This is a genomic window from Saccharopolyspora sp. NPDC047091 (genome assembly GCF_040643635.1).
Lineage (GTDB): Bacteria > Actinomycetota > Actinomycetes > Mycobacteriales > Pseudonocardiaceae > Saccharopolyspora_C.
Map to the genome: position 1 here is coordinate 46,913 of NZ_JBEYUS010000018.1, position 13,163 is coordinate 60,075.

10 protein-coding genes and 3 tRNA genes are annotated in these 13,163 nt (G+C 70.9%); 11 read left to right on the plus strand and 2 right to left on the minus strand.

The annotated features are described in order from the left end of the window. The first annotated feature begins 155 nt into the window (after positions 1 to 155). From ABZ805_RS11050 to ABZ805_RS11060, 3 genes are all read left to right on the plus strand, one after another. Positions 156 to 1,199: a 3-isopropylmalate dehydrogenase gene (locus tag ABZ805_RS11050; RefSeq protein WP_358437633.1), complete on the plus strand. Its 1,044-nt coding sequence runs from the start codon at positions 156 to 158 to the stop codon at positions 1,197 to 1,199. Positions 1,200 to 1,534: 335 nt separating this feature from the next. Continuing rightward, on the plus strand, positions 1,535 to 3,214 hold the full coding sequence (gene cimA, locus ABZ805_RS11055; protein ID WP_358437635.1) for a citramalate synthase: 1,680 nt from the start codon (positions 1,535 to 1,537) through the stop codon (positions 3,212 to 3,214). A 62-nt stretch (positions 3,215 to 3,276) separates the two neighbouring features. Then, positions 3,277 to 4,053: a fumarylacetoacetate hydrolase family protein gene (locus ABZ805_RS11060; RefSeq protein WP_358437637.1), complete on the plus strand. Its 777-nt coding sequence runs from the start codon at positions 3,277 to 3,279 to the stop codon at positions 4,051 to 4,053. Positions 4,054 to 4,298: 245 nt separating this feature from the next. On the opposite strand, the gene ABZ805_RS11065 is transcribed toward ABZ805_RS11060, so the two are convergent. Next, positions 4,299 to 5,534 (minus strand): FAD-dependent oxidoreductase, encoded by a 1,236-nt coding sequence (locus ABZ805_RS11065; RefSeq protein ID WP_358437640.1) that lies wholly within the window; start codon positions 5,532 to 5,534, stop codon positions 4,299 to 4,301. A gap of 132 nt (positions 5,535 to 5,666) precedes the next feature. Here ABZ805_RS11065 and gltX point away from each other — a divergent pair, with 132 nt between their 5' ends. The 5 genes from gltX to ABZ805_RS11090 all read left to right on the plus strand — a co-directional run bounded on the left by gltX (position 5,667) and on the right by ABZ805_RS11090 (position 8,977). Continuing rightward, on the plus strand, positions 5,667 to 7,160 hold the full coding sequence (gene gltX, locus ABZ805_RS11070) for a glutamate--tRNA ligase (protein WP_358437642.1): 1,494 nt from the start codon (positions 5,667 to 5,669) through the stop codon (positions 7,158 to 7,160). Between the two features lie 141 nt (positions 7,161 to 7,301). Continuing rightward, positions 7,302 to 8,126: an HAD family hydrolase gene (locus tag ABZ805_RS11075; protein ID WP_358437645.1), complete on the plus strand. Its 825-nt coding sequence runs from the start codon at positions 7,302 to 7,304 to the stop codon at positions 8,124 to 8,126. 205 nt (positions 8,127 to 8,331) lie between these two features. Then, positions 8,332 to 8,403, plus strand: a tRNA-Gln gene (locus tag ABZ805_RS11080). 31 nt (positions 8,404 to 8,434) lie between these two features. Continuing rightward, positions 8,435 to 8,507: transfer RNA gene (locus tag ABZ805_RS11085), tRNA-Glu, on the plus strand. 397 nt (positions 8,508 to 8,904) lie between these two features. Then, a tRNA-Glu gene (locus tag ABZ805_RS11090) sits at positions 8,905 to 8,977 on the plus strand. A 205-nt stretch (positions 8,978 to 9,182) separates the two neighbouring features. Here ABZ805_RS11090 and ABZ805_RS11095 read toward each other — a convergent pair. After that, positions 9,183 to 9,884, minus strand: a complete 702-nt coding sequence (locus tag ABZ805_RS11095) for an IclR family transcriptional regulator (RefSeq protein ID WP_358437648.1) — start codon at positions 9,882 to 9,884, stop codon at positions 9,183 to 9,185. 96 nt (positions 9,885 to 9,980) lie between these two features. On the opposite strand from ABZ805_RS11095, the gene leuC reads away from it, so the two are divergent. The 3 genes from leuC (at position 9,981) to ABZ805_RS11110 (ending at position 13,106) form a co-directional block, all read left to right on the plus strand. Beyond that, a complete protein-coding gene (leuC, locus tag ABZ805_RS11100) occupies positions 9,981 to 11,384 on the plus strand; it encodes a 3-isopropylmalate dehydratase large subunit (RefSeq protein WP_358437651.1) in 1,404 nt (467 codons plus the stop codon). Between the two features lie 30 nt (positions 11,385 to 11,414). Continuing rightward, a complete protein-coding gene (gene leuD / locus ABZ805_RS11105; RefSeq protein ID WP_358437653.1) occupies positions 11,415 to 12,017 on the plus strand; it encodes a 3-isopropylmalate dehydratase small subunit in 603 nt (200 codons plus the stop codon). Positions 12,018 to 12,245: 228 nt separating this feature from the next. Then, positions 12,246 to 13,106 (plus strand): HU family DNA-binding protein, encoded by an 861-nt coding sequence (locus ABZ805_RS11110; protein WP_358437656.1) that lies wholly within the window; start codon positions 12,246 to 12,248, stop codon positions 13,104 to 13,106. The last annotated feature ends 57 nt before the right edge of the window (positions 13,107 to 13,163 follow it).

Here is a 13,163-nt window from a genome sequence, read left to right on the forward strand (position 1 = left end):
CCCGCTCACCTGCGTCACCCGATCGGGTGTCCCGCCAACCGGGATGCCTCGACCACTTGGTGGGTCCGGCGTGCCTGCCCGCGTGGCCTTGCCGGTAGCCTTCGGCGCAACAGTTCGAGCCCCGCGGGTCGGGGTGGTAGTCGGGAGGTGTGTACATGCGGCTCGCTGTGATCCCCGGTGACGGGATCGGGCCGGAGGTGGTGGCCGAGGCGCTCAAGGTCCTCGGTGAGGTCGTTCCCGATACCGAGATCACTCGATACGACCTGGGAGCCGCCCGCTGGCACGCGACCGGTGAGCTGCTGCCGGAATCGGTGCTGACCGAGCTCCGCCAGCACGACGCGATCCTGCTCGGTGCCGTCGGAGACCCCTCGGTGCCCAGCGGAATCCTGGAGCGCGGGCTGCTGCTGCGGCTGCGCTTCGAGCTCGACCACCACGTCAACCTCCGCCCCGCCCGGCTGTACCCGGGGGTGAAGAGCCCGGTCAACGACCCGGGTGAGATCGACATGGTGGTCGTGCGCGAGGGCACCGAAGGCCCGTACGCGGGCAACGGCGGCCTGCTGCGCAAGGACACGACCCACGAGATCGCCACCGAGGTCAGCCTCAACACGGCGTTCGGCGTGGAGCGGGTGGTCCGCGACGCGTTCGCCCGCGCCGCGTCTCGGCCGCGCAAGCACCTCACGCTGGTGCACAAGACGAACGTCCTCACCCACGCGGGTTCCTTGTGGTCCCGGGTGGTCGAGGAGGTCTCGCTGCAGCACCCCGACGTGACGGTCGCCTACCAGCACGTGGACGCCACGACGATCCACCTGGTGACCGACCCGAGCCGGTTCGACGTGGTGGTCACCGACAACCTGTTCGGCGACATCATCACCGACCTGGCCGGTGCGGTGACCGGTGGGATCGGCCTGGCGGCCAGCGGCAACATCGACGCGACGCGCCGGAACCCGAGCATGTTCGAGCCGGTGCACGGCAGCGCGCCGGACATCGCCGGGCACGGTTCGGCGGACCCGACGGCCGCGGTGCTGTCGGTGGCGCTGCTGCTCGACCACGTCGGGCAGGCCGAGGCGGCGCGCCGGGTGGAGGCGTCGGTGGCCTTCGACCTGGCGACGCGGGACCACTCGGCGCCGGGTGCGACGTTCGCCGTCGGCGACCGGCTGGCCGCGCTGGTGTCCTCCCGCGAGGTGGCCCAGCAGCCCTGATCCACGCGTTCCGGAACGGGCGCCTCCCCACCGGGGGAGGCGCCCGTTCCGCGTTCCGGCCGGTGTTCGCGGCCCGTTCCCGGTTCCGGCCGGGACGGGCGGCCCGTTCGCCCGCCCCGGGGTTCACCTGGAGCGAGCGGCGGGTGGTGTGGCACCATGCGGGCGTGGCCGCCACGACCATGATCATTATCGAGCCGCGCGCCGGGTGACGACTTCCGCACCCCCGGCGCGCAGACCTCTCGCATCCATGCGGGGGGTCTTTTTCGTGTTCCGGGGGTGGTTCGGCACCAGGCGGCTCCGCCGCACGAGACACCGACAGCCCGCAGGAGATCCCAGTGACCCGCACGACCCCGGCCGGCACCCCGCTCGGCGACGACTTCCACGTCTACGACACCACGCTGCGCGACGGAGCTCAGCGGGAAGGCATCTCCTACTCGGTCGCCGACAAGATCGCCGTCGCCCGGCTGCTGGACTCGCTCGGCGTCGGCTTCGTCGAAGGCGGCTGGCCGGGGGCGCTGCCCAAGGACACCGAGTTCTTCGCCCGCGCCGCCGCCGGTGAGCTCGAACTGCGGCACGCCGCGCTCGTCGCGTTCGGCGCCACCCGCCGCGCCGGGGTGTCCGCGCAGGAGGACCCGCAGGTGCGGGCGCTGCTGGACTCCGGTGCCCCCGTCGTCACCCTCGTCGCCAAGGCCGACCGCAGGCACGTCGAGCGCGCCCTGCGCACCAGCGCCGAGGAGAACCGGGCGATGATCGCCGACACCGTCCGGCACCTGGTCGACGCGGGCCGCCGGGTGTTCGTGGACGCCGAGCACTTCTTCGACGGCTACGCGCACGACCCGGACCACGCGCTGCGCGTCCTCGACGCCGCCGTCACCGCGGGCGCCGACCTCGTCGTGCTCTGCGACACCAACGGCGGGCAGCTGCCCACCGGGCTCGCGGGCACCGTGCGGGAGGTGGTGGCGCGCACCGGGTTCCGCGTCGGCATCCACTGCCAGGACGACACCGCCTGCGCGGTCGCGAACTCGGTCGCCGCCGTCCAGGCCGGCGCCAGTCACGTGCAGTGCACCGCCAACGGCTACGGCGAGCGCGCCGGCAACGCGGACCTGTTCGCGGTCGTCGGGAACCTCCAGACCAAGCTCGGCATGCCGGTGCTCCCGGATGGGCGGCTCCCCGAGCTGACCCGGGTGTCGCACGCGCTCGCCGAGATCGCCAACCTCGCCCCCGACACGCACCAGGCGTACGTGGGGACCTCCACGTTCGCGCACAAGGCGGGATTGCACGCCAGCGCGATCAAGGTCGACCCGGAGCTGTACAACCACCTCGACCCGGCCGTCGTCGGCAACGAGATGCGGGTGCTGGTCACGGAGATGGCCGGGCGCGCCAGCATCGAGCTCAAGGGCGCCGAACTGGGCGTGGACCTGTCCGGGGCGCCCGACGCGGTCGGCGGCGCGGTGCGCAGGGTCAAGGAGCTGGAGGCGCACGGCTGGTCCTTCGAAGCCGCCGACGCCTCGCTGGAACTGCTGCTGCGCCGCGAGCTCGACGCTGCGGGGGAGCTGGACGGGGTGGGGGAGCGGGGCGCGGCGCCGGACGCGCCGTTCGAGCTGGAGTCCTACCGGGTGCTGCTGGACCACCGCCCCGACGGCGCCGTCGTCTCCGAGGCCACGGTGAAGGTGCACGTCGCGGGCACCCGCGTGATCGCCACCGCCGAGGGCAACGGCCCGGTGAACGCGCTCGACGCGGCGCTGCGCGAAGCGCTCGTGCCGCACCTGCCGTGGCTGGACGAGGTGGCGCTGGTCGACTACAAGGTGCGCATCCTCACCGATGCCGCGGGCACCGACGCGGTCACGCGGGTGCTGGTGGAATCCCGCGACGACCGGGAGGAGTGGACCACCGTCGGCGTGCACGGCAACATCGTCGAAGCCAGCTGGCTCGCCCTCTGCGACGCCCTCGCGTACAAGGCGTTGCGCCACAAGGCGAACGCGGGCCGACCGGGCTCGGCCGCCGCGACCGCATAGGCTGGTCCGGCCCGCCCCCGGGCGGGACACGTGGAACAACCGGGAACGAAAAGAGGTCCGCCGTGCGCCTGGCCCGAGTCGCTCACTCCGACGGGGTGTCGTTCGTCGCGCTGGAACCCGATCCGTCCGCGCCGAAGGAGAAGGTGCTGGCCATCGAGATCGACCAGCACCCGTTCGGCGACCCCACCTTCACCGGGCGCAAGTGGCCGATGGGCGACGTGCGGCTGCTCGCGCCGATCCTGCCCAGCAAGGTCATCTGCGTCGGCAAGAACTACGCCGACCACGCCAAGGAGATGGGCGGCGAGGCGCCGGCGAACCCGGTGATCTTCATGAAGCCGTCCACCGCGGTCACCAGCCCGAACGCGCCGATCAAGCTGCCGCCGAACTCGGAGCGCGTCGACTTCGAGGGCGAACTGGCCGCCGTCATCGGCCAGCCCTGCAAGGACGTCCCGGAAGCCCGCGGCACCGAGGTGGTCCTCGGCTACACGATCGCCAACGACGTGACCGCGCGCGACCACCAGCAGGCCGACGGGCAGTGGACGCGGGCCAAGGGCTACGACACGTTCTGCCCGCTGGGGCCGTGGATCGACACCGCCGTGGATCCGAAGGACCTGGGGCTGCGCACCGAGCTGGACGGCGAGCTCCACCAGGAGTCGCGGACCTCGCTGATGCTGCACGACGTGGCGGGCCTGGTGTCCTGGGTGTCGCGGATCATGACGCTGCTGCCCGGCGACGTCATCCTCACCGGCACTCCCGCCGGGGTGGGCCCGATGAAGTCCGGGCAGTCGGTCTCCGTCTCGATCGACGGCCTCGGCACCCTCACCAACCCGGTGCAGTGACCCGCGCTGCCCGCCGCCCGACCCGAGCGGCGGGCAGTGCCGTCTTCCCGTCAGGTCCTCCTCCTGGCAGCGGCGAAGCCGCTGAGCCGCCGACCACCTGAGACACCGGCACCGCCGCGGGTTCTCAGCGGTTTCCTCGCGAGGACAGCGTTTTCGCCTGTGGCGGAGCCACCGGTGAAATCGATCCCGCAGCGAGGAAGCACCTGAGGTTCCGCCACTCGCCCACTGCGCGAAACACGTGGAGATCAACGGCGGGAGTACCTCGCCGGCGGCCGTTCGCGCAGGGCTCCGTAGGCCAGCAGGTAGGGCGGGAGCACCCGCAGCGCGGGCAACCGCGTGAGCAACCGGACCGGGCGCGGCAGCCGAGCCCGGCCCCCGAAGTCGATGGCGCCGTGCAGGGCGGGTTCGACCACGTTGCGGTGCAACATCTTCTGCAGCCCCTGGATGAGCACGGTCGTCGGCCAGCGCCGCCGCTGGATCGCCGCCACGTGCCTGCGCCGCAACCGGCCCTCGCGCAGCGGCCGGGCCAGGTGCCGGGCCGCGGCCACCGCGTCCTGCACGGCCAGGTTGATGCCGATGCCGCCGACCGGGGACATGGCGTGCGCCGCGTCCCCGATGCACAGCAGCCCCGGCACGTGCCACTTGCGCAACCGGTCGAGCGTGACGTGCAGCAGCTTCACGTCCGCCCACTCGCCGACCAGCTCGCGGCCGTCGTCGAACCACGGCACGAGGTGGCGCAGCCGCCGGTTGAACTCCTCGATCGGCCCGGACCTGCCGTCGGCATCGGTGTCCTTCGCGATGATCGAGGCCGTCTGGTAGTAGTCGCCGCGGTCGATCAGCGCGGTGAACGTGCGGTCCCGGACCAGCCCGACCAGCCCGGAGGGGTCGCTCTCCCGGCGCGGTACCCGGAACCAGCGCACGTCCATCGGGGTGGGGAAGTCCTGCAGCCCGAGCTCCGGCAGCCGCCGGGCGAGCGAGTCCCGGCCGTCGCAGGCGACGGTGATGTCGGCGCGCAGTTCCCCGGTGGTGCCGTCGGCTTCGCGGTAGTGCACGCCGTTGACCCGGCCGCCCTCCCGGATCAGCCCGGTGACCTCGGTGCGCATCCGCAGCGCGAAGCCGTCCTCCTGCTTCGCCTCCTCGGCGAGCAGGTCCAGCAGGTCCCACTGCGGGACCAGCGCGATGTGGTTGTACTTGATCGGGAGCCGCCGGAAGTCCCCGATGGTGACGAGTTCGCCGTCGTCGCCGACGGGCAGCCGCACCGTCTCCACCCGCCGTTGGGGCAGTTCGGCGAACCGCTCGGCGAGCCCGATGTCGTCCATGAGTTGCAGCGTCGTCGGGTGCACCGTGTCCCCGCGGAAGTCCCGCAGGAAGTCGCCGTGCTTCTCCAGCACGGTCACCCGCACTCCGGAGCGGGCCAGCAGCAGCCCCAGGACCATGCCCGCGGGTCCGCCTCCGATGACGCAGCAGGTGGTGCGTTCCATCCCGATCACTCCCAGCAGGTGCGGTGCTGCACGTACTTCCGACGATATTCAACGTGCGTTGAATAAATACAGGGTGCGCCTCCCGGAGTCGCTGGTCAACCACCCCGCCTCGCCCGATATGGTGGGCGGGTCATGAGCACGCCAGAGTTCGCCACCCCAGCGCCCGGAACCGTCCGCGCCCGGTTCTGCCCGTCGCCCACCGGCACGCCGCACGTCGGGCTGATCCGCACCGCCCTGTTCAACTGGGCCTTCGCCCGGCACCACCGAGGGTCCCTCGTGTTCCGCATCGAGGACACCGACGCCAGCCGGGACAGCCAGGAGTCCTACGACGCGCTGCTCGAAGCGCTCCGCTGGCTCGGCCTCGACTGGGACGAAGGTCCCGGCGTCGGCGGCGAGCACGGCCCCTACCGGCAGAGCGAGCGCAAGGACGTCTACGCCGACATCGCCCAGCGCCTGCTGGCCGCGGGCGAGCTCTACGAGGCGTACTCCACGCCCGAAGAGGTCGAAGCCCGGCACAAGGCCGCGGGCCGCGACCCCAAGCTCGGCTACGACAACTTCGACCGCGACCTCACCGACGAGCAGAAGGCCGCCCTCCGCGCCGAGGGCCGCACCCCCGTGCTGCGGCTGCGGATGCCGGACCACGACATCACCTTCACCGACCTCGTCCGCGGCGAGATCACCTTCCGCCCCGGCACCGTGCCCGACCCGGTGCTCGTCCGCGGCAGCGGCGACGCGCTGTACACCCTCACCAACCCCGTCGACGACGCGCTCATGCGCATCACCCACGTGCTGCGCGGCGAAGACCTGCTCTCCTCCACGCCGCGCCAGATCGCGCTCTACGAAGCGCTCCAGCGCATCGGCGTCACCGACTTCACCCCCGCGTTCGGGCACCTGCCGTTCGTCATGGGCGAGGGCAACAAGAAGCTCTCCAAGCGCGACCCGCAGTCCAACCTGTTCCACCACCGGGACCGCGGCTTCCTGCCCGAAGGCCTGCTCAACTACCTCGCGCTGCTCGGCTGGTCCATCGCCGACGACCGCGACGTGTTCACCCTCGACGAGATGGTCGAAGCCTTCGACATCGGCAACGTCAGCAGCAACCCGGCGCGGTTCGACCAGAAGAAGGCCGACGCCATCAACTCGGCGCACCTGCGCGCCCTCGCGCCCGACGACTTCGTGCAGCGCGTCGTGCCCTACCTCGTCGCGGGCGGCGTCCTCGACGCCGAACCCACCGAGCAGCAGCTCGAGACCGTGCGCGCCGCCGCACCCCTCGTGCAGGAACGGCTCATCGTGCTCTCCGACGCCGTCGGCATGATGCGGTTCCTGTTCGCGGGCGACGAGTTCGAGCCCGAGGAGGCGTCCGCGCAGAAGGCCCTCGGCGACGACGCGCGACCCGTCCTCGAGGCCGCCATCGGTGCCCTCGACGCCCTCGACGGCTGGACCACCGAAGCCATCGAAGCGGCGCTCAAGGAGTCCGTCGTGGACGGACTCGGCATCAAACCGCGCAAGGCCTTCGCGCCCGTCCGCGTCGCCGTCACCGGCCGCACCGTGTCCCCGCCGCTGTACGAATCGATGGAACTCCTCGGGCGGGACGTCTCCCTGCAGCGCCTCCGGCGCGCACTGGGCTGAACAGCAGCACGATTCCGGCGACCGGGTGATGTCCGCAGTGGACGTCACCCGGTACCGGCACGTGCACTAAACCGTGTCAGCCAACGACTATCACCGGCTTGGCCGAGGCGGGCACCGCCGGTGAACACCTAGCCTCTCGGGGTGACATCCGCGCCGCATCCAGAGATCGCACCGCCACCCGGCCACATCAAAGCCGTGTGCCTCGACATCGACGACACCCTGCTCGACAACGCAGGCTCCTCCCGCCTCGGCCTCCGCGCCCTCATCGGCAACGACGCCGCCTGGCCCGTGTGGCGCCACACCACCGAAGAGCACTACGAGCGCTACGTCGCGGGCGAACTCGACTTCGCCACCATGTGCCGCGAACGCACCCGCGCCTTCTTCGCCGCCTTCGGCGAACAGCTCAGCGACGCCGAAGCCGCCGCCCGCGAAGACCACCGCATGGCCGCCATGCAAGCCGCCTGGCGACTCTTCGACGACGCCCTGCCCTGCCTCGAATGGCTGCGCGCCACCGGACTCCGGCTCGCCGTCATCACCAACGCGCCCGGCGCCTACCAGCGCAAGAAGATCAGCCGCACCGGGCTCGCGAGCGCCTTCGACAGCCTCGTCATCTCCGGTGAACTCGGCATCGCCAAACCGGACCCGCGGATCTTCCACGCCGCCTGCGATTCCCTCGACCTCGCCCCGCACGAAGTCGTCCACGTCGGCGACCGGCTCGACACCGACGCCCTCGGCGCCGCCGACGCCGGCCTCCACGGCGTCTGGCTCAACCGCACCGGAACCGAACACGCCCCGCCGGACGGGGTCTCCATGATCACCAGCCTCGCCGAGCTCCCCGAACTCCTCGTCTGCGAACTGCCCTTCGCGCCCGGCATCCCCGCCCAAGCCGACGGCACCGCCCGCGAACCCGGCACCCCGTCCCACCCGGACACCGCCAGACCGCGCCTCGGCGCCCTCAGCAGCTGATCGAGCCCGGCCCGCGACCCCGGCGACGACGCCCACCGGACAGCGCCCCGAAACCCGCGCCCACCAGGGAATTCATCCGAAGAGGGGGGTGCTGTCACGGCCCCGCGGGCCATGCTCTACTATTTTCATCAGCAAGGCGGACAGCGGCGAAAGAGCCGGACTTCCCCCAGAAGCCCGGACCAAGACCGCTGAACGCCGAAGCCGATGGGGTATGGTGTAATCGGCAGCACGACTGATTCTGGTTCAGTTAGTCTAGGTTCGAGTCCTGGTACCCCAGCGGAACGATCAACACAGATCGTTCGTTCTAGGGCCCCGTCGTCTAGCGGCCTAGGACGCCGGCCTCTCACGCCGGTAGCGCGGGTTCGAATCCCGTCGGGGCTACGTTCGCGTGTTCAGTCCTCACTCCCTTCGGGAGTGGGGACTTTTCCGTGTTCGTCCTCTTTCTGGGGGGCGACCCCCCAGACCCCCACGGTGCGGGGGGTGCGGTTGGGGTGGGTTGCGGGTTGCGGGTTGCGGGGCGTGGGGCGTGGGGCGTGGCTTGCGGGGGGCGCGTTGCGCTTCCCGCTTTGGGAGTGGTGTGTGGGGCTGGGTCCTTCGCCTGCCGCCCTTCGCTTGGGGTTTCTCGCCTGCGGCTTCGGGGGTGGGTTGTTGGGGTGCGGGTCTTTGCTCGTTGCTTCGGGGGTTTGTCTTCTGGGGGGATTGCTCCTCGCTTGTTGCTTGCTTCGGGGGGTGGTTGTTCGGTGGTGGTTGGGGTGTTGTAGAGTTCTTTTTGTTGCTCGGTCCCGTCGTCTAGCGGCCTAGGACTCCGGCCTCTCACGCCGGCAGCGCGGGTTCGAATCCCGTCGGGACTACGGAGAAAAGCCCCGCTTCCTTTGGAAGCGGGGCTTTTCTTATTGGGGTGATTGGTCGTGGGGTGTGGTTGGGTTTTCTCGGCCTCGGCCTCGGCCTCGGCCTCGGCCTCGGCCTCGGCCTCGGCCTCGGCCTCGGCCTTCGGCCGTTGGGCGTTGGGCGGGGTGCTTTCCGCTGCCCTGCTTCCCGGTTGCCTGCGTGTCGGGGTCAGAGGCGGTTCTGGAGGCCTTCGGTGGCTGCCAGCAGGTCTTGGGCCCAGCGGGCTCCTGGCCTTCTGCCCATGCGGTCGATGGGGCCGGAGACCGAGATCGCGGCCACCACCGTGCCTTGGGAATCCCGGACGGGAGCCGAGACGCTGGCCACTCCGGACTCGCGTTCCGCGACGCTCTGGGCCCAGCCGCGGCGGCGGACCTCCAGGAGGGTGCGTTCGCCGAACACCGCCTCGGCGAGGACCGCGCGCTGGGTGGCCGGATCCGCCCACGCCGCAAGGACCTTCGCGCCCGAACCCGCCACCATCGGCAACGTGCTCCCCACCGGCACCGTGTCGCGCAGGCCGCTCGGCGGCTCCGCCGACGCGATGCACAAGCGCTGCATGCCGTCCCGGCGGTAGAGCTGCACGCTCTCGCCCGTGATGTCCCGCAATTTGGGCAACACCGTCGAGGCCGCCTCCAGCAGCGGATCCACCGCGCCCCCGGCCAGCTCCGCCAACGCGGCGCCGGGACGCCACCGGCCGTCCGAACCGCGGCGCAGCAAGCGGTGCACCTCCAAGCCCACCGCCAACCGGTGCGCGGTCGCCCGCGGCAAGCCCGTCCGGCCGCACAGCTCCGTCAAACCGCACGGCTCACCGGCCACCGCCTGCAGCACGGCCACCGCCTTGTCCAACACTCCGATACCGCTATGCTGTCCCACGTACCGATATTAACTTCTCGATATCTGAGAAGTCCACTCTTTGGGACAGTGCCCCGGAACCGGGGTGCGACCACCACATCTCGATGGGGAGGAGCGATGGGCAACACGCTCGCGGAGAAGGTCTGGGAAGGCCACATCGTGCGCCGAGGTGAAGGCCACGAACCCGACCTGCTCTACATCGACCTCCACCTCGTGCACGAAGTCACCAGCCCGCAGGCGTTCGAAGGCCTGCGCCTGGCAGGCCGCCCCGTCCGGCGACCCGACCTGACGATCGCCACCGAAGACCACAACGTGCCCACCACCGGCATCGACCTGCCGATCGCGGACCCCGTGTCCCGCACCCAGGTGGACACCTTGCGGCGCAACTGCGAGGAATTCGGCGTCCGCCTGCACCCGATGGGCGACGCGGAGCAGGGCATCGTGCACGTGGTGGGGCCGCAGCTGGGGCTCACCCAGCCCGGCACCACGGTGGTGTGCGGCGACAGCCACACCTCCACCCACGGCGCGTTCGGCGCGCTCGCGTTCGGCATCGGCACCTCCGAGGTGGAGCACGTGCTCGCCACCCAGACGCTGCCGCTGCGCCCGTTCAAGACGATGGCCGTCAACGTCGAGGGCACGCTGCGCCCCGGAGTCACGAGCAAGGACGTCATCCTCGCCGTCATCGCGAAGATCGGCACCGGTGGCGGGCAGGGCTACGTCCTCGAATACCGCGGCGAAGCGATCCGGCAGCTGTCCATGGAAGCCCGCATGACGATCTGCAACATGTCGATCGAAGCGGGCGCCCGCGCCGGGATGATCGCCCCTGACGAAACGACCTTCGAGTACCTCAAGGGACGTCCGCACGCGCCGGAAGGCGCCGACTGGGACGCCGCCGTCGAGTACTGGAAGACGCTGCGGACCGACGACGGCGCCGAATTCGACGCCGAGGTCACCATCGACGCCGACGCGCTCACCCCGTTCGTCACCTGGGGCACCAATCCCGGGCAGGGCCTGCCGCTGGGGGAGCGGATCCCCGATCCCGCGGACATCGGCGACGACGCCGAGCGCTACGCCGTCGAGAAGGCGCTCGACTACATGGGCCTCGAAGGCGGCACCCCGCTGCGCGAAGTCGCCGTGGACACCGTCTTCCTCGGTTCCTGCACCAACGGCCGCATCGAGGACCTGCGGGCCGCAGCGGGCGTCCTGGACGGCCGCAAGGTGGCCCAGGACGTGCGGATGCTCGTCGTCCCCGGCTCGATGAAGGTCCGGCTGCAGGCCGAGACCGAAGGGCTCGACGAGGTCTTCACCGCGGCGGGCGCCGAATGGCGTTCCGCGGGCTGCTCCATGTGCCTGGGCATGAACCCCGACCAGCTCGCCCCCGGCGAGCGCAGCGCCTCCACCTCCAACCGGAACTTCGAAGGGCGGCAGGGCAAAGGCGGGCGCACCCACCTGGTCTCCCCGCTGGTGGCGGCCGCGACCGCCGTCCGCGGCACCCTGTCCTCGCCCGAAGACCTCGACTGAGCCACCACGACCCGAAAGGAGCAACGTTCGATGGAACCGTTCACCGAGCACACCGGCGTCGGCGTTCCGCTGCGGCGGTCCAACGTGGACACTGACCAGATCATCCCCGCGGTGTACCTCAAACGGGTCGCGCGGACCGGGTTCGAGGACGCGTTGTTCGCCGGATGGCGCGGCGACGAGACCTTCGTGCTCAACCACGACGCGTACCGGAACGGCAGCGTGCTGGTCGCCGGGCCGGACTTCGGCACCGGATCGTCTCGCGAGCACGCCGTCTGGGCGCTGAAGGACTACGGCTTCCGGGTGGTCATCTCGTCCCGGTTCGCCGACATCTTCCGCGGCAACTCCGGCAAGCAGGGACTGCTCGCCGCCGAGTGCGCGCAGTCCGATGTGGAACTGCTCTGGAAGTTGCTGGAGAACGAACCCGGCACCGAAGTGACCGTCGACCTGGTCGAGCGGACCGTGCAGGCGAAGGACCTCACGGTGCCGTTCGGCATCGACGACTACACCCGCTGGCGGTTGCTGGAAGGCCTCGACGACATCGGTTTGACGCTGCGCCACGCCGAGACGATCGACACGTACGAAAAAACCCGGCCTGCCTTCAAACCCGCGACGCTGCCCGCTCGCGCGGGCTGATCGGCTCCGGCCGCGAAGCGGATTCTCCTTTCTGCGCAGGGAAGAACCGATTCGCGGCCGGTGTTCACAACCTCACCGGGAAACCGGCGCGACGAGCCCCGAGCCGCCGAAAGCCCCCACGCCCCAACGAAAAAATGGGGCGTGGCGAATGGCATTCGGCAGTTCGGGGCTTTACCGTGGGTTTCGAGTCGGCCCGACGGGGCCGTTGTTGTCCTGGGAGGGACTGAAGTGAACAAGGCCCAACTCATCGAGGCACTCGCGGAACGCCTCGGCGACAAGAAGACCGCCAGTCAGGCGGTGGAAGGCGTCGTGGACCTCATCGTCCGCAACGTCAACAAGGGCGAGAAGGTCAACATCACCGGCTTCGGCGTCTTCGAGAAGCGCGCACGTGCCGCCCGCACCGCGCGCAACCCGCGGACCGGCGAAGCCGTCAAGGTGAAGAAGACCAACGTCCCGGCATTCCGCGCCGGCACCCAGTTCAAGGAAGTCGTCGGCGGCAGCCGGAAACTGCCCCGCGCGACCGCGGCGAAGTCGGCGGGCACCAAGTCCGCGGGCACCCGCGCCACCGCCACCAAGACCGCGGGCACCGGCCGGGCCACGGCCAAGTCCCCGGCCGCCACCAAGGCGCCCGCCACCAAGGCCGCGGGCACCAAGGCGAGCACCGCGAAGACGGCCGCCGCCACCAAGACCGCGCCGAAGAAGGCCGCCGCCACGCGGTCCAGCGCCAAGCCGGCCGCCACCAAGGCCGCGCCGAAGGCCGCAGCGGGCACCAAGGCCGCCGCCGCCAAGTCCACCGCCGCCAAGGCGCCCGCCGCCAAGGCGAGCACCGCCAAGACCGGCACCGCGAAGGCCGCTGCTCCCAAGAGCACCGCGACCAAGAGCACCGCCGCCAAGAGCACGGCCGCCAAGAGCACCGCCACCAAGGCGGCGCCGAAGAAGGCCACCGCCACCAAGGCCGCGCCGAAGGCCGCAGCGGCGAAGTCGACCAAGTCCACCGCCGCGAAGACCTCGGCGGCCAAGACCACCGGTCAGACCTCGACCGCCAAGGCCTCCACCGGCAAGACCACGCGCAAGACCGCCAAGAAGTGAGCGCTCGCCGCCTGAGCGAGCCGAACCACGGCGGGCGCGGGTGGCGGTCACGCACAC

Excerpts from the sequence above, each read along its gene's own strand:
- ABZ805_RS11065 (WP_358437640.1), bottom strand. The coding sequence starts at position 5,534 with ATGGAACGCACCACCTGCTGCGTCATCGGAGGCGGACCCGCGGGCATG.
- ABZ805_RS11050 (WP_358437633.1), top strand. The coding sequence starts at position 156 with ATGCGGCTCGCTGTGATCCCCGGTGACGGGATCGGGCCGGAGGTGGTG.
- gltX (WP_358437642.1), top strand. The coding sequence starts at position 5,667 with ATGAGCACGCCAGAGTTCGCCACCCCAGCGCCCGGAACCGTCCGCGCC.
- leuD (WP_358437653.1), top strand. The coding sequence starts at position 11,415 with ATGGAACCGTTCACCGAGCACACCGGCGTCGGCGTTCCGCTGCGGCGG.
- leuC (WP_358437651.1), top strand. The coding sequence starts at position 9,981 with ATGGGCAACACGCTCGCGGAGAAGGTCTGGGAAGGCCACATCGTGCGC.